Source organism: Pseudomonas sp. SWRI18, from assembly GCF_014268345.1.
Lineage (GTDB): Bacteria > Pseudomonadota > Gammaproteobacteria > Pseudomonadales > Pseudomonadaceae > Aquipseudomonas > Aquipseudomonas cedrina.
This window is the reverse complement of the sequence record NZ_JACCQQ010000020.1, coordinates 18771-34905: the sequence shown is the minus strand read 5'-3', so window position 1 is coordinate 34905 and position 16135 is coordinate 18771. Positions and strand designations below refer to the sequence as shown.

14 protein-coding genes are annotated in these 16135 nt (G+C 60.5%); 5 read left to right on the top strand and 9 right to left on the bottom strand.

Translation table 11 applies throughout. The features are described from left to right. Window positions 1-55 precede the first annotated feature (55 nt). Window positions 56-1165 carry an AGE family epimerase/isomerase gene (locus tag H0Z09_RS20340; protein ID WP_186692939.1) on the top strand — a complete coding sequence of 370 codons (1110 nt, stop codon included), beginning with the start codon at window positions 56-58 and terminating at the stop codon, window positions 1163-1165. 196 nt (window positions 1166-1361) lie between these two features. On the opposite strand, the gene H0Z09_RS20335 is transcribed toward H0Z09_RS20340, so the two are convergent. The 8 genes from H0Z09_RS20335 to H0Z09_RS20300 form a co-directional block, all read right to left on the bottom strand. Continuing rightward, window positions 1362-2129, bottom strand: coding sequence for an SDR family oxidoreductase (locus H0Z09_RS20335; RefSeq protein ID WP_186692937.1), 768 nt, complete (start codon window positions 2127-2129; stop codon window positions 1362-1364). A gap of 820 nt (window positions 2130-2949) precedes the next feature. After that, the gene (locus H0Z09_RS20330; protein ID WP_076954556.1) at window positions 2950-3666 is read right to left on the bottom strand and encodes an ABC transporter ATP-binding protein; all 717 of its coding nucleotides are present in this window, start codon (window positions 3664-3666) and stop codon (window positions 2950-2952) included. Further along, window positions 3663-4538 carry an ATP-binding cassette domain-containing protein gene (locus tag H0Z09_RS20325; RefSeq protein WP_186692935.1) on the bottom strand — a complete coding sequence of 292 codons (876 nt, stop codon included), beginning with the start codon at window positions 4536-4538 and terminating at the stop codon, window positions 3663-3665. Before H0Z09_RS20325 ends, H0Z09_RS20330 begins: the two co-directional genes overlap by 4 nt. Next, a complete protein-coding gene (livM, locus tag H0Z09_RS20320; RefSeq protein ID WP_186692933.1) occupies window positions 4535-5812 on the bottom strand; it encodes a high-affinity branched-chain amino acid ABC transporter permease LivM in 1278 nt (425 codons plus the stop codon). Before livM ends, H0Z09_RS20325 begins: the two co-directional genes overlap by 4 nt. A 2-nt stretch (window positions 5813-5814) precedes the next feature. After that, window positions 5815-6729, bottom strand: coding sequence for a branched-chain amino acid ABC transporter permease (locus H0Z09_RS20315; protein ID WP_048727385.1), 915 nt, complete (start codon window positions 6727-6729; stop codon window positions 5815-5817). Window positions 6730-6931: 202 nt separating this feature from the next. Further along, entirely contained in the window at window positions 6932-8068 is a 1137-nt protein-coding gene (locus tag H0Z09_RS20310; protein ID WP_076954559.1) for a branched-chain amino acid ABC transporter substrate-binding protein, read from the bottom strand. Window positions 8069-8441: 373 nt separating this feature from the next. Beyond that, window positions 8442-9725, bottom strand: a complete 1284-nt coding sequence (locus H0Z09_RS20305) for an FAD-binding oxidoreductase (protein WP_186692930.1) — start codon at window positions 9723-9725, stop codon at window positions 8442-8444. 193 nt (window positions 9726-9918) lie between these two features. Further along, window positions 9919-11409 carry an aldehyde dehydrogenase family protein gene (locus H0Z09_RS20300; RefSeq protein WP_186692928.1) on the bottom strand — a complete coding sequence of 497 codons (1491 nt, stop codon included), beginning with the start codon at window positions 11407-11409 and terminating at the stop codon, window positions 9919-9921. Between the two features lie 153 nt (window positions 11410-11562). On the opposite strand from H0Z09_RS20300, the gene H0Z09_RS20295 reads away from it, so the two are divergent. From H0Z09_RS20295 to nadE, 3 genes are all read left to right on the top strand, one after another. Then, window positions 11563-12453, top strand: a complete 891-nt coding sequence (locus H0Z09_RS20295) for a LysR substrate-binding domain-containing protein (RefSeq protein WP_186692926.1) — start codon at window positions 11563-11565, stop codon at window positions 12451-12453. A 235-nt stretch (window positions 12454-12688) separates the two neighbouring features. Next, window positions 12689-13903, top strand: coding sequence for a nicotinate phosphoribosyltransferase (gene pncB, locus H0Z09_RS20290; protein ID WP_124361042.1), 1215 nt, complete (start codon window positions 12689-12691; stop codon window positions 13901-13903). Between the two features lie 3 nt (window positions 13904-13906). Further along, entirely contained in the window at window positions 13907-14734 is an 828-nt protein-coding gene (gene nadE / locus H0Z09_RS20285; RefSeq protein ID WP_076951881.1) for an ammonia-dependent NAD(+) synthetase, read from the top strand. Between the two features lie 136 nt (window positions 14735-14870). Here nadE and azu read toward each other — a convergent pair whose 3' ends face one another. Beyond that, on the bottom strand, window positions 14871-15317 hold the full coding sequence (azu, locus tag H0Z09_RS20280) for an azurin (protein ID WP_076951880.1): 447 nt from the start codon (window positions 15315-15317) through the stop codon (window positions 14871-14873). A 334-nt stretch (window positions 15318-15651) separates the two neighbouring features. Here azu and H0Z09_RS20275 point away from each other — a divergent pair, with 334 nt between their 5' ends. Further along, window positions 15652-15828, top strand: coding sequence for a hypothetical protein (locus tag H0Z09_RS20275; RefSeq protein WP_186692924.1), 177 nt, complete (start codon window positions 15652-15654; stop codon window positions 15826-15828). Window positions 15829-16135 lie beyond the last annotated feature (307 nt).

Below are 16135 nucleotides of genomic sequence, written 5' to 3'. Positions count from 1 at the left end.
GAACCCAAGCCTGCTAACATGCGCGCCTACACCCCTGCCGTGACGACGCCAGCCAATGCCCAGCGCTTCCCTACCCGCCTTGAACTCCGTGCTCACCCACTTCCACAGCCTGATCGTGCCGCTCTGGCAAGGCCCGGGCTGGAATGCCGAGCTGGCGCTGCCCTATGAGGCGCTGGGCGCCGATCACCGCCCCTTGCCGCCACAGCGTTACCGCGCCATGGCCTGCGCCCGGCAGTTGTATCTGTTCGCCAGCCTGATCGGCGAGCCCGGCGGCGCCTTCGCCGAGGAGCGCGCGGCCGCCCTGTTCCGCTCGTTGCAACGGCATTTCCACGACGCCGAACACGGCGGCTGGTTCTACAGCATCGACCCCGCCGGCCAACCGCTGGACACGCGCAAAGACCTCTACACCCACGCATTCATCATTTTTGCCTGCGCCCACTACTGGGCCAAGGTGCGTGAGCCGCTGGTGGAGTCGGTGCTCAATGCCGCCCTTGAAGTGGTCGCTCAACGCTTTGCCAGCGGCGATGGCCTGTATGAAGCGGTGCTGGAGCGCAACTGGTCGTCCCTCAATGCTGGCCCGTTGCAAAACCCCTTGATGCACTTGGCCGAAGGTTTCCTCGCCACCCTCGCGGTACGTGAAGACGCCGCCGTACAAGCGGCTCTGCTGGCATTGGCGACGGCCATGCAGCGGCGCTTCATCGACCGCCAGCATGGCGTGATGATGGAAAAACCGCTGGGTGCTGTGGATAACTGGTTCGAGCCGGGGCATCAGTTCGAATGGTTCTTTTTGCTGGAATCGTCCGATGTGCTGCGTGGCACTGCGCTGCACGCCTCGCTGACGCGGGCATTTGCCTACGCCGAGCAAAACGGTGTGGATAAGTTGAGCGGTGCGGTCAGCGGCATGCTTGCCCTGGACGGCACCGTGCGGGACGCCACCCAGCGCATCTGGGCCCAGGCCGAGTACCTGCGGGCACTGACTTTGCGGCCCCACAGTGAAGCGCCGCTGCAGCGCCAATTGCTGGCACTGCAAGGGCATTTTCTGCATGACAAGGGATGGCATGAATGCCTGGATGCCAAGGGCAGCGTGAGCCGACGGGACATGCCGTCGACCACGCCGTATCACTTGGCGACTTGCTATCAGGGGTTGCTCGACTATCTCGGCTGAATGAAGGCGCAGGAGCGGTCTGTAGTGAGCGGGCTTGCCCCGCGCTGGGCGGCGAAGCCGCCCCAAACCAGGCGGTCGGGTTCTGGCTGGAACTCCGCAGTGTCTTTATTGGGGCGGCTTCGCCACCCAGCGCGGGCGGTGCGACGATTCGACAAGCCCGCTCACTACAAACACATGCCTGACACGATAGCCTCACCTAGCCCTTGGCCCCACGCTCAATCGCAAACCCGGCCCAAGTCTGACTCACCGGCATCAACTCCAGGCGATTGATATTCACATGGGCCGGCGTATTGAGCACCCAGAAGATCGTGTCGGCAATGTCCTGCGGCTGGATCGGCTCGGCACCGGCATAAGTCGCGTCATACCGCGCTTGATCCCCGCCAAAACGCACCAGCGAGAATTCGCTTTCACACAAGCCCGGCTCGATGTTGGTCACGCGTACGCCGGTACCTTGCAGGTCGCAACGCAGGTTTAGCGAGAACTGCTTCACGAAGGCCTTGGAGCCGCCATATACATGGCTGCCCGGGTACGGATAGCTGCCGGCGATGGAACCCAGGTTGATGATCCCGGCGCCGCGGCCGTGGGCGATCAAGCGCGGCAGCAGCAGGCTGGTGGTGGTCAGCAGGCCCTTGATGTTGGTGTCGACCATGGTTTCCCAGTCGTCGAGGCCGCATTTAGGCGCAGGGTCGGTGCCCACGGCCAGGCCGGCGTTGTTGATCAGCCCGCGCAGTGTGGCGAACGATGGCGGCAGGTTGGCGATGGCGTCTTCCATGCCCTTGCGATCACGCACGTCCACGACCAGGCCATGCACTTCGGTCTGCCTGGAAAGCTCTTCGACCAATGCATTCAGGCGCTCGGCACGACGGCCGGTGAGCACCAGCTTCCAGCCGGCTTCGGCAAAACGACGCGCGCAGGCTTCGCCGAAACCTGAGGTTGCGCCAGTAATAAACAGCGTGTCAGACATGGTGTTCTCCTTGAGGGCATCGGAAAAAAGTTGCCAGCAGAATGCCCTTACACCGCGTTTGCGGCAACCGCTAAGCGCATGACCACATACAAACCTGATCAATTTTTAACCATCACGCGCAAAGCCTTATAAGCCGTGGCTTGCAGGCATATACGCGCAGGTTATCCACAACTGCGCCCACAGTCTTTGGGGGCAAGTGCTAAAAGCCAAAAGCCTTTATAAACAAGGGCTACAGGCGCTTCTGCAAAGTTTTTTGCTTGACCTTGGCCGAAGCGTATGTAGCCCCTTCGCAGTATAAGAATTCAGAACGATGGCTCCAGGCCAGTCATTCCGGCCTCTGCGGAGGTCTTTCCAGAGTTTAGTCACAGACTTATCCACAGGCTGGCGGGACATATTCCGGTCATATACCTGTGTCTTTAAACAGGTTGACAAAGCCCTTGGCAGGTCACAAAAAAGTGCCTGATCAAAAAACAACCGTCACGCTGTAACCCACGGTTTTAAAGGCTTCCAGCCAGCTACTCCCACGTTACCCACAGCCGGTTCCACAGCGGATGGGGACAAGTCAAAACTGTGACAAAACAGGGATTTGCGGCGGCTATATGTCGCGCTTTGGAGGGGGGCTGGATTAGTTTTCCACAATTTGGGATCGGCTTCGAAAGCGCCACAAAAGCAACTGTGGGAACCGAGTTCTATGTGGGAGCTGGCTTGCCTGCGATGCAAGCACCTCGGTCTGTCAGGTAGACCGAGGGGATGCCATCGCAGGCAAGCCAGCTCCCACATAAAGCCGGGTTCCCACATAGGTATGCATCAAGCCGTGAGGTCAGTGGCCGCCGAGATAGGCGTTGCGCACTTCCTCATTCACCAGCAACTCCTTGCCGGTGCCCGTCAGGCGGATCTCACCGTTGACCATCACATACGCCCGGTCCGACAAGCGCAGCGCATGGTTGGCGTTCTGCTCCACCAGGAAGATGGTCATGCCGGTGGATGCCAACTCGCGCAGGGTCGAGAAGATCTGCTTCACCACGATCGGTGCCAGGCCCAGGCTCGGTTCGTCCAGCAGCAACAGCTTGGGCCGGCTCATCAGCGCGCGGGCGATGGCGAGCATCTGCTGCTCGCCGCCGGACATGGTCATGGCACGCTGGTTACGGCGCTCCTTGAGCCGTGGGAACAGCTCGAACATGCGCTGCATATCCTCACTGGCGAACTTGTCGCCAATGGGGATGGTGCCCATCAGCAGGTTTTCCTCGACGGTCATGTCGGGGAACACCCGCCGCCCTTCCGGCGACTGCGCAATGCCGTTGGAGGCGATGTAGTGCGAAGACTTGTGGGTAATGTCGACGCCGTTGTAGAGGATCTGCCCCGACTCGGCCCGTGGCTGGCCGAAGATCGACATCAGCAACGTGGATTTGCCCGCGCCGTTGGAGCCGATCAGGCTGACGGTTTCGCCTTGGTTGATGTACAGCGAGACTTTTTTCAGGGCCTGGATCGGGCCGTAGAACACGTCCAGATCCTTCATTTCAAGGATAGGTCCGCTCATACCAGCTCCTCTTCGTCGGCGCCCAGGTAAGCGGCAATCACTTTCGGGTCGTTGCGGATCGCTTCCGGCCCGCCTTCGGCGATCACGTTGCCGTGGTCGAGCACCACGATGTGGTCGGAAATACTCATCACCATGCCCATGTCGTGTTCGATCAGCACCACCGTCAGGTCGTGTTCGTCGCGCAGCAGGCGAATCATCGCGCTGAGGGCTTCGGTTTCCTGGGGGTTGAGGCCCGCCGCCGGTTCATCCAGGCAGATGATCTGCGGCCGGGTGCACATGGCGCGGGCGATTTCCAGGCGGCGCTGCTGGCCGTAGGAAAGCTCACCGGCCAGGCGGTTGGCGCAGTCCACCAGGTCGACTACTTCCAGCCAGTAGAACGCGCAATCGAGCGCGTCACTTTCGGCCTTGCGGTAGCCCTTGGTGTTGAGGATGCCGGCGAGCATGTTGCGGTTGACCCACATGTGCTGGGCCACCAGCAGGTTTTCCAGCACCGACATTTCCTTGAACAGGCGAATGTTCTGGAACGTGCGCGCCAGGCCGGCGCGGTTGACCAGGTGGGTGCCGCCGAACATTTTGTAGTAAACGCGACTGAAGAAACTTTTTGGAGACACAAAGTCGACGGCCTTGAAACGCTCGCCGAGCAATTGGATCACGTCAGTCTGCTTGCCACGCACGTTGAGCTGGATCTTGCCGCCACTGGCTTTATAGAAACCCGTAAGGCAGTTGAATACCGTGGTTTTGCCGGCACCGTTGGGGCCGATCAGGGCGAAGATCGAGTTGCGCTCGACCTTGAGGCTCACATCGCTCAAGGCCTTGATGCCACCGAAGTGCATCATCAGGTGTTCCACGGACAGCACGATTTCCTTGCTCATGGCGCCACTCCTTTACGTGGCGTCACACCGGTACGACTGATCCGAATCAAGCCACGCGGTCGCCAGATCATCATCACCACCATCAACACGCCAAACAGCAGCACCCGGTATTCCGAGAAGCTGCGCAGCAGTTCCGGTGCGACGGTCAATACGAATGCCGCAATCACCACCCCGACGGTCGATCCCATGCCGCCCAATACCACGATGGCCAGGATCAGCGCCGACTCGAAGAAGGTAAACGACGACGGGTTGACGAAGCCCTGGTAGCTGGCAAAGAACACCCCGGCCAAACCGGCGGTGGAGGCACCGATGGTGAACGCCGAGAGCTTGACCAGTACGTGGTTCAGGCCCATGGAGCGGCAGGCGATCTCGTCTTCGCGCAAGGCTTCCCAGGCGCGGCCGACCGGCATGCGGGTCAGGCGGTGCTTGATATACAGCACGGCCAGCACCACCAGGAACAACACGATGTAGATGAACAGGAATTTGATGTTGGGGTTGTAGTCGATGCCGAAAAACTCGTGGAACGGAACCCCGCCATCCTTCGCACGCCTGCCGAATTCAAGGCCGAGAAAGGTCGGCGATGGCACCGGCATGCCGTTCGGTCCGCCGGTAAACGACAGCCAGTTGTTGAGCACCAGACGGATGATTTCACCGAAGCCCAGGGTCACGATGGCCAGGTAGTCACCGTGCATTCGTAGTACTGGGAAACCGAGTATGCACCCCGCCAGCGCCGCCGCGATGGCCGCCAGCGGCAGCACCGTCCAGAAGCCCAGGCCAAGGTACTGGTAACCCAGCGCCAGGCCGTAGGCGCCGATGGCGTAGAACGCCACGTAACCCAGGTCGAGCAAGCCGGCCAGGCCGACCACGATGTTCAGGCCCAGGCCGAGCAACACGTAGATCAGCCCGAGGATCACCACGGTCAGCAGGTATTTGTTGGCGAAGATCGGGAACACGATGGCGATCACGATCAGCGCCGGGATGATCCAGCGCAACCGCGACTTGTAGTCCGGTGCCAGCACGTGCACGCCGGAGCCACTGCTTTCGAAGCCCTGCAGGATCTTCACGCCCTTGGGCGTTTGCAGGAACAGGCTCATGGCAAAGCGGCCGGCCATCACGATGGCCACCAGCAGGCCCACGCGGGCCGGCTCCAGGTTGAAGCTGTAGCCGTCGAGTACAACGCCGACGATCGGACCGAACACGATCAGCGAAATCAGCCCGGCAAGGACCGTATCGACCACACTTTTCTTGATATCGATGGGTTTGGCAGCAGACATGTTTACACCTTAGCCACGAGTGGGCGACCCAGCAGGCCCTGGGGACGGAAGATCAGAATCACCACCAGCAGGGAGAAACTGAACACGTCTTTGTAGTCGGAGTTGATCAACCCCGAGAACAACGACTCGGAGATACCGAGGATGATCCCGCCCAGCATCGCCCCAGGCAGGGAGCCGATGCCGCCGAGTACCGCTGCGGTAAACGCCTTGATGCCGATGATGAAGCCGGCATAGAAGTCGAAGGTGCCGTAGTTGAGGGTGATCAGCACGCCGGCCAATGCAGCCATGGCGGCGCCGATGACGAATACATAGGAGATCACCCGGTCGGTGTTGATGCCGAGGATCGAGGCCATCTTGCGGTCTTGCTGGGTGGCGCGGCACATGCGGCCGAGCTTGGTGTACTTGATGATGTAGGTCAGCAACGCCATGCCGGCAAACGCCGCCACGAGGATGAACACCTTGGTGTACGTGAGCTGCACGAACCCGGTGCCGATGTCGACGCGCCAGGCCCCGGCCAGCAGGGTTGGAATCCCTTGTTGCTTGGCGCCCTGGGCGATCTGCGCGTAGTTCTGCAGGATCAGCGAGATGCCGATGGCGCTGATCAGCGGTGCCAGGCGGGTGGAGTTGCGCAGCGGTTTGTAGGCGACACGCTCGATGACCCAACCGTACACGCCGGTGACGACCACGGTGAAGACCAGAGTGCCGAGGATGAGCAGCGGGAAGGATTCGATGCCGAAGTAAGCCAGCAGTGCCAGACTGATCGCCGCGAGGTAAGCGGAAATCATATAAACCTCGCCGTGGGCGAAGTTGATCATGCCAATGATGCCATAGACCATTGTGTAGCCGATGGCGATCAGGCCATAGACCGACCCGAGGGTCAGGCCGTTGACCAGTTGCTGCAGGAAAATACCATCCATAACGCAATCTCACGCGGTGAGCACCTGCACACTGGTGGGTGTGCGGCGCTTCTGGAGGAAAAGACAGATCGTGTTCACAACACAGCTCCCCTGTGGGAGCGGGCTTGCTCGCGAAGGCGGTGTATCAGTCACTGGATGTGTTTTTGACACACCGCCTTCGCGAGCAAGCCCGCTCCCACATTGGGTTATGTGGTGCTTGTGCTTACTTCTGCTTTTCCAACTGGTGGTATTTGCCTTCCTTGTCCCACTGGTAAACCACGTAGTCGGAGACCTTCAGGTCGCCCTTGCCGTCCCATTCCTTCTTGCCCATCACGGTCTGGACCGGGTGAGCCTTGAGCCACTTGGACGCGTCTTCCCCCTTGTTGGATTTGGCACCGTTGAAGGCGGCTGCCAGGGTCTGGACTGACGCGTAGGCGTACAAGGTGTAGCCTTCCGGCTCGTAGCCGGCTTTGCGGAACTCGTCCACCACGGCCTTGCTGTCCGGCAGCAGGCGCGGGTCGGCGCCGAAGGTCATGTACACGCCGTCGACGTATTGCTTGCCACCGGCGGTCGCCACGAGTTCGTCGGTCACGATGCCGTCATCGGACATGAACTTCACGTCTTTAAGACCGGCTTCGCGAATCTGGCGAACCAGAGGGCCGGCTTCCGGGTGCAGGCCGCCGAAGTACACCACGTCGGCACCGGTGGAGCGGATCTTGGTGACCAGGGCGCTGAAGTCTTTCTCGCCACGGGTCAGGCCTTCTTCCAGCACCGGCTTGACGCCGCGCTTGGTCAACTGGGCAGCGGTGGCGTCGGCCAGGCCTTTGCCGTAGGTGTCTTTGTCGTTGATGACCGCGACTTTCTTGCCCTTGAGCACGTCGACGATGTAGTCACCGGCCACGATGCCTTGCTGGTCGTCACGCCCGCACATGCGGAACATGGCGCCAAGGCCACGCTCGGTCACTTGCGGGTTGGTGGAACCTGGAGTGATCGCGATGATGCCTGCTTCGTCATACACCTCGGACGCTGGGATGGTGTTGGAGGAGCAGAAGTGCCCGACCACGCCGATCACCTTGTCCTGGTCCGCGAGGCGGTTGGCCACGGCCACGGCTTGCTTGGGTTCGCAGGCGTCGTCACCGGCCACCAGCACGATTTTTTCGCCGTTGATGCCACCGGCCTTGTTGATCGAGTCAGCCGCCGCCTGGGCCCCCTTCATGTATTGCTCACCGAACGACGCGTTGGCACCGGTCATCGGCCCCGCTACGCCGATCTTCACATCAGCTTGAACAAACGTAGAAACACCCAGCGCCGCAGCAACGGCGAGGGCCAGAAAACCTTTCTTGTAAAACGTCTGGGACATGAGTGGTGCTCCGATATTTTTGATTTTTGGCACGACGACTTGCGTTCAAACTTTCACCGAAAGCTCAGAGCAAGGCGCGTGCCATTACGTTTTTATTCTTCAAAAAGACACGGTGTCATTGTTATTACAGGCGTTTCGCCTCCGCTTGCCAGGACGTGCAACCCTCTAGCACCTGAAGGTGCAACCCACGGATCAAAACGGTACAACCCAGAGAGGTCGCACCCGCAACCAAACGAATAAACGACAGTTCCTACAGCTGTAACAGCCTGCGTAACGGAACTGCACATTTACAGTGCGTGATTGCTACGACTTGCACCAATACAGATTAGTAGCTGGCTAAGAAAATGCAGGCTTCTGAGCGGTATTTCGCTGATCAGATCACGATCCTCAGGCATTGGCCCGCGTGATACAGCGAAAAACCTGCTTCATAAAGACAGCTGCGCAAGCCTGCTCCCGCCAGCGGTTGCATCGGCGCGAACGGAATCGGCAACGCCTGGGGATTCTGGTGACACAAGTAGTCGGCGAACGCCTTGCCGACCACGCTGCCGGTGGTGACGCCGCGCCCGTTGTAACCGGTTACGGCCACCAGACCAGGCGCGGGTTCGAACAGGCGCATCAGATGATCCGGGGTGAAGGCGATGCAGCCGGTCCAGGTGAATTCCCACTGCACCGATTTGAGGTAAGGGAAGTAATGCTGCTGCACCCGATCGGCCCACGCCTTGAGGAACCAGGCCGGTTTCTGGTTACCGTTGCCCAGGCTGCCGAGCAACAGGCGGCCATCGGCATCGCGCCGGATGCTGCTCAGTACCTGGCGGGTGTCCCATGAGCCTTGGCCGCCGGGGAGGATCTGCCGGGCGGCATCGTCGGTCAGCGGGGCCGACGCGACCTGATAGTAATAACCGGGGAAAAAATTGCGCCGCAGCGCGGTCCACTCACCTTCCGTGTAGGCGTTGGAAGCGATCACCACCTGTGCAGCCTGCACCGAGCCGTTGGCGGTTTGCACGGACCAGTCCTGGCCCTGGCGCTCCAATTGCGTGACCGGCGAATGGTCGAACAGTTGCCCGCCCAACCCCACTGTCGCATTCGCCAAACCACTGGTATAGGCCATCGGGTTCAAGGTGCCGGCGCGCCGATCCAGCAAGGCGGCGGAAATTTTTTTAGTCCCGGTGGCTTGCTCGCAGGCCTGGCCGGTGAGCAGTTCCACCGGCGCGCCACGGCGCTTCCATTGTTCTTCACGACTGCGCAAATCCGCTTCGCCACGGGCGTTGTGCGCCATGTGCAAAGTGCCCTCGCGGCGCAATTGGCAATCGATGTTGTATTTGTCGATCAGGCTGAACACCAATGCCGGTGCCGCGCCCAACATACGGTTGAGCTGGCTGCCCACCGCCTCGCCGAAACCGGCTTCGATCTCGTCCGGCGGGATCCATAGGCCGGCATTGACCAACCCGACATTGCGCCCCGAACCGCCATGACCGGTGCGGTGGGCCTCCAGCACGGCGACGCTCTTGCCCTGTTCCAGCAGGTGAATGGCCGCCGACAGGCCGGTGATGCCGGCGCCGATGACGCAGACGTCCACTTTTACCTCGCCGTTGAGCGCGGCGCGATCCGGCCGGCCTGGGGTGAGGTGTTCCCACAAACATGTTTCGCGCAGTGCCATTGCCAGACTCCGATGAGACCCAACAAACAACTCAATTCAGTTTCGACTTGGTAACCCGATCAAATGTGGGAGCGGGCTTGCTCGCGAATGCGGTGTGTCAGTCGACAGATTTACTGCTGATCCACCGCATTCGCGAGCAAGTCGAATCGTCGCACCGCCGCTCCCACATTTTTAACCGCGTTTCGCCAGGGACTCAGTCGAAAGTGATGCCCTGGGCCAACGGCAATTCCAACGAATAGTTCACGGTATTGGTCTGGCGACGCATATACCCGCGCCACGCATCCGAACCCGACTCACGCCCGCCGCCCGTCTCTTTCTCGCCGCCAAACGCGCCGCCGATTTCCGCGCCGCTCGGGCCGATGTTGACGTTGGCGATGCCGCAGTCACTGCCCACCGCCGACATGAACTGCTCGGCCTCACGTACATCGGTGGTGAAGATGCACGACGACAGCCCTTGCGGCACGGCGTTGTTCAGGCGCAGCGCTTCGGCGAAGTCGGTGTAGCCGACCACATACAGGATCGGTGCGAAGGTCTCGGTGCACACCACATCGCTCTGCTCGGGCATTTCCACAATGGCCGGCGACACGTAGTAGGCGTTGGGGAATGTGTCTTGCAGTTGACGCTTGCCGCCGAACACCTTGCCGCCTTCGCTCAAGGCTTGTTCCAGGGCGTCCTGCATGTTGTCGAAGCCGTGTTTGTCGATCAACGGGCCGATCAGGTTGCCTTCCAGCGGGTGGCCGATGCGCACTTTGGAATAGGCGGCCTTGAGGCGGGTGACGATTTCTTCCTTGACCGATTCGTGGGCGATCAGCCGACGCAGCGTGGTGCAACGCTGGCCGGCGGTGCCGACGGCGCTGAACAGGATGGCGCGCACGGCCATGTCCAAATCGGCGCTTGGGCCGAGGATCATCGCATTGTTGCCGCCCAGTTCCAGAATGCTGCGGGCAAAACGTGCGGCGACTTTCGGCGCTACTTCACGGCCCATGCGGGTACTGCCGGTGGCGCTGATCAGCGCCACGCGCGGGTCATCCACCAAGGCAGCGCCGGCGTCACGGCCGCCGATGATCACTTGGCTGAGATACTCCGGCGCGCCGTCGAATTGCTTCAACACGCGCTCGAACAGTGCCTGGCAGGCCAATGCGGTCAGCGGGGTTTTTTCCGACGGTTTCCAGATCACCGCGTTGCCGCAGACCAGGGCCAGGGCGGTGTTCCATGCCCACACCGCGACGGGGAAGTTGAAAGCGCTGATCACGCCGACCACGCCCAGCGGGTGCCAGGTTTCACGCATATGGTGGCCAGGACGCTCGGAAGCGATGGTCAAGCCGTACAACTGGCGCGACAGGCCGACGGCGAAGTCGCAGATGTCGATCATTTCCTGCACTTCGCCCAGGCCTTCCTGGGTGATCTTGCCGGCTTCCCAGGACACCAGCTCGCCCAGGTCGGCCTTGTATTGGCGCAATACATCGCCAAATTGGCGCACCAGTTCGCCACGGCGCGGTGCTGGCACGTTGCGCCAGGCGTCGAATGCATGCTCGGCGCGACTGACCTGCTGCTCAACCTCGGCGGCGCCTTCCCAGTTCACGGCGCCAATGCGACTGCCATCGATCGGCGAATGCACCGGTTGTTTCCCCGACTGGTACAGCGCCGGGTCTACGCCGAGACGATCAAGCAATGCGGCAACCATGGGTGACTCCTTCAAATCTGCATACAAAAATTGCGCCGCCGAAGACACGGCGATCCAGGGCTTATTTGTAGCTGGACCAAGACGTGCCAACAAACGACGATTAGGCGAGATATCATTCCATTTATTCATGCAAAGAATAAAAAGAGGCGTGCCGTGCTGAACAGAAGACATTTGCCCTCAATCACCGCCTTGCAGTGTTTCGAAGCGGCCACCCGCCACCTGAGCTTCACCCGCGCGGCCGAGGAACTGAACCTCACCCAAAGCGCGGTGAGCAAGCAGGTGGCGCAGCTGGAAGACTTGCTGCAGCACCTGCTGTTTCGCCGGGTGCGCCGCCGCTTGCAAATGACGCCAGCGGGCGACCTGTACCTGGTGGAAGTGCGCAAGATCCTCACGCAGGTGGAAATGTCCACGCATTACCTGCGCTCCTACGGCGGCGAAACCGAAGTGTTGCGCGTGTCCACGCCCTACACCTTCGGCGCGCGCTGGCTGGTGCCGCGCCTCAAGGGCTGGCGACTGCGCCACCCGCAGATCCACCTGGACCTGTGCAACGAGCAGGAGCCGGACGAGCTGCTGCAAGGCAAGGCCGATATGGCCTTTTATTTCGGCCAAGGCTCACGTCCCGGCACCGAGAGCCTGAGGTTGTTCAGCGAAGAGCTGATTCCCGTGTGTGCGCCAGAGAGCTTGCCCGCACAGCCGTTTACTGACCCGACGCAACTGAGCGAGCTGGTACTGTTGCAAAACGCTTCGCGGCCACAGGGCTGGCACGACTGGTTCGCCGATCAAGGCCTGCAGACCGAACACAGTTATCACGGACCGCGTTTCGACACCTTTTATATGTGCATTCGCGCCGCGCAGGTCGGCTGTGGCGTGGCGCTGTTGCCGCGTTTTCTGGTGGAGGAAGAGTTGGCCGACGGCAAGCTGGTGATCCCGTGGCAGCATGCAATGCGGAGCCAGGATGCGTATTACCTGGCCTACCCGGAGCATTCGGCGGAAGTGCCCAAAGTGCGCGAGTTTGTGAAGTGGATGATGGAACAGGTTATTTAGCGTCTGGAATACCGCTTTCGCGAGCAAGCCCGCTCCCACAGTTGACCGAGTTCCAGCATGAGAATGCGGTCGAATGTGGGAGCGGGCTTGCTCGCGAAGGCGCCAGTGGCCACAACAACAATGCCAATCTGAAAAAACACTGGCAAAACAACACAGGTCTATGCGCCACTAGCCCCCTTCCTCAATTGTGCGTAAAGGCCGGCGCCCATCGTCGACCCGTCTGGAGATTCCCGTTATGAGCGAGAGTGTGTTTGCCGATCGCATCGTGCAGAACTTGCTCGACACCGACTTCTACAAGCTGACCATGATGCAGGCGGTGCTGCACAACTACCCCAACGTGGAAGTTGAATGGGAGTTCCGTTGCCGTAACAGCGAAGACCTGCGCCCGTACCTGGCGGAGATCCGCTACCAGATCGAACGCCTCGCCGAGCTGAGCCTGAGCCCGGACCAGTTGGGTTTCCTGGAGCGCATCAGCTTCATGAAGCCGGACTTCTTGCGCTTCCTCGGGCTGTTTCGCTTCAACCTGCGCTACGTGCAAACCGGTATCGAAAACGGCGAGCTGTTTATCCGCCTGCGCGGACCGTGGCTGCATGTGATCCTGTTTGAAGTGCCGATGCTGGCCATCGTCAGCGAAGTGCGTAACCGCTACCGCTACCAGACCGTGATCCTCGAACAGGCCCGCGAGCAGCTGTACCGCAAATTCGACTGGCTGACCGCCAACGCCAGCAGCGACGAGCTGTCGGAGCTGCAAGTGGCCGACTTCGGCACACGCCGGCGCTTCTCGTACCGGGTGCAGGAAGAAGTGGTCAGTGTGCTCAAACATGACTTCCCCGGGCGCTTTGTCGGCACCAGCAACGTGCACCTGGCCCGTGAATTCGATATGAAACCGCTGGGCACCATGGCCCATGAATGGATCATGGCGCACCAGCAACTCGGCCCGCGCCTGATCGACAGCCAGATCGCCGCGCTGGATTGCTGGGTCCGCGAATACCGTGGCCTGCTCGGCATTGCCCTGACCGACTGCATCACCACCGACGCGTTCCTGGGCGACTTCGACTTGTACTTCGCCAAGCTGTTCGACGGTTTGCGCCATGACTCCGGCGACCCCGTGCAGTGGGCGGAAAAAGCCATCGCCCACTACCACAAGCTCGGCATCGAGCCGATGAGCAAGACCCTGGTGTTCTCCGACAGCCTGACGCTGCCCAAGGCCCTGGAGATTTTCCGTGCGCTGCGTGGCCGCATCAACGTGAGTTTTGGTATCGGCACCAACCTGACCTGCGATATTCCAGGTGTCGAGCCGATGAGCATCGTGCTTAAAATGACCGCCTGCAATGGCCAGCCCGTCGCGAAGATTTCCGATGAAGCGGGCAAGACCCACTGCACCGACCCGAATTTCGTCGCCTATTTGCGTCACGTTTTCAAAGTACCTGCCCTATCCAGCAAGGAGTGAATCATGCAAGCCGTACAGCGTGAGATTGCGCAGCAGCTCAAGGTCCAGGCGCCCTTCAAAGACCAGGCCGCCCTTGAGGCCGAGGTTGCCCGGCGCGTGCGTTTTATTCAGGATTGCCTGCGAAATTCCGGGCTCAAAGCGTTGGTGCTGGGCATCAGCGGAGGCGTCGACTCCCTGACCGCAGGCCTGCTCGCTCAACGTGCGATGCAGGAACTGCGCGCCAGCACCGGTGATGAGGCCTACCGTTTTATCGCTGTGCGCCTGCCTTATGAAACCCAGTTCGATGAACTCGACGCCCAGGCCTCGGTGGACTTTATCGAGCCGGATGAGCGCCACACCGTGAACATCGGCCCGGCGGTGAAAGCCCTGGCCAATGAAGTGTCGGCGTTTGAAGGCAAGGCGGCGGTGTCCCGCGATTTCGTGCTGGGCAACACCAAGGCGCGGATGCGCATGGTGGCGCAGTACACCATCGCCGGCGCGGCCGGTGGCCTGGTGATCGGTACCGACCATGCGGCGGAAGCGGTGATGGGCTTTTTCACCAAGTTTGGTGATGGCGCATGCGACCTGGCGCCGTTGAGCGGGTTGGTGAAAAACCAGGTGCGGGCGATTGCGCGGCACTTTGGCGCGCCGGAGTCGCTGGTGGAGAAAGTGCCGACGGCGGATCTGGAAGACCTGTCACCGGGCAAGCCGGACGAGGCGTCACATGGCGTGACCTATGCCGAGATCGATGCGTTCCTGCACGGTGAGCCGGTGCGGGAGGAAGCGTTCCGGATCATTAGCGAGACGTATCGCAAGACCGAGCACAAGCGGGTGATGCCGTTTGCGCCGTGAGGTGAGTCAGGAAGTTTTGCTTTGACTGCCACACCGCTTTCGCGAGCAAGCCCGCTCCCACAGTTGACCGAGTTCCAGCATGAGAACGCGGTCGAATGTGGGAGCGGGCTTGCTCGCGAAGAACGATAACGCGGTCTTACTTGACGGTCACAGTGCCCTTCATCATCGAGATATGCCCTGGGAACGAGCAGAAGAACGCATAGTCAGTCCCGGCGGCCAGCTTCGACACATCAAAAGTCACCGAATCTTTCTCGCCTGCACCGATGATCTTGGTGTGGGCAATGATGCGGTCATCACCTGGCTTCAAATAATCCTTGTCGATGCCGGCGGCCATGCCGTCGGTGGCGACGGGCTGCATGTTGGCGGCGCTGGTCAGCACCCAGTTATGGCCCATCACGTTTTTCGGCAAGTTGCCGGAGTGAGTCAGCTCAACGGTGAACTGCTTGCAGCTCTTGTCGATTTCGATGGCTTTGGTGTTGAAGGACATCTGGTCAGTGGAGTCGACGGTGACCTTGCACTCTGCGGCAAGCAACTGGCCGCTCGCCAGAGTCAGCAGGGAAACAGCAACGAGTTTGGCAAACATGTGAATCTCCAAGGCAGGGTTTAAAAAACGCGTATTGCGACAAAGGGTGCCTGAAGCAGGCAGAAATTCTTATGATCTGAATCAACAGATTGTATACAACTTTAGGCTATCAGACTTATCAACACAATCTACCAGCCAAAGTACCGCCACCTGCCTATGATCGGCGCACCACCCATCGGAGTCCGCGCCATGCACCTCAATCAACTGTTCAACGGCCTGCTGGCTGCGTACGCCTGCGGTAAGTGAAAGCAAAGCACGCTGCTAAGCTGCTACCATGGCAGCCCAAAGGCAGCTGCGCGCCGCCACCCTCACCTTCGACCCTAGAGGACCGCTCATGGCCAAACCTAATTACTCCTTCGCCAAACGTCAGAGAGACTTGGCCAAGGAACAGAAGAAAGAGGAAAAACTGCAACGCAAGAAAGCCACCGCAGAAGAAGAGGCCGCTGCACTGAACCCGGAAGCGGAAGGCGAAGTGGCGAGTGACGAAACTGAAACACCGCCTCAGGCCTGAGCAACAGCGCAGTACCTGCTGAACCCGGCTTAATCTGGGAGCCGGGCTTGCCCGCGATGCAGGCGACTCGGTCTATCGGTTACACCGGGGCGCTGCCATCGCACCTTTGTAGTGAGCGGGCTTGTCCCGCGCCGGGCTGCGAAGCGGCCCCAACCCAGGAGACCTGAATTTATCTGGCACCCGGGGGCGTTTTTATTGGGGCGGCTTCGCCACCCAGCGCGGGACAAGCCCGCTCACTACAGATGCTCGCACACCTTCAAAAAAGATGTGTCGATACCCATGGCTATCGCAGGCAAGCCAGCTCCCA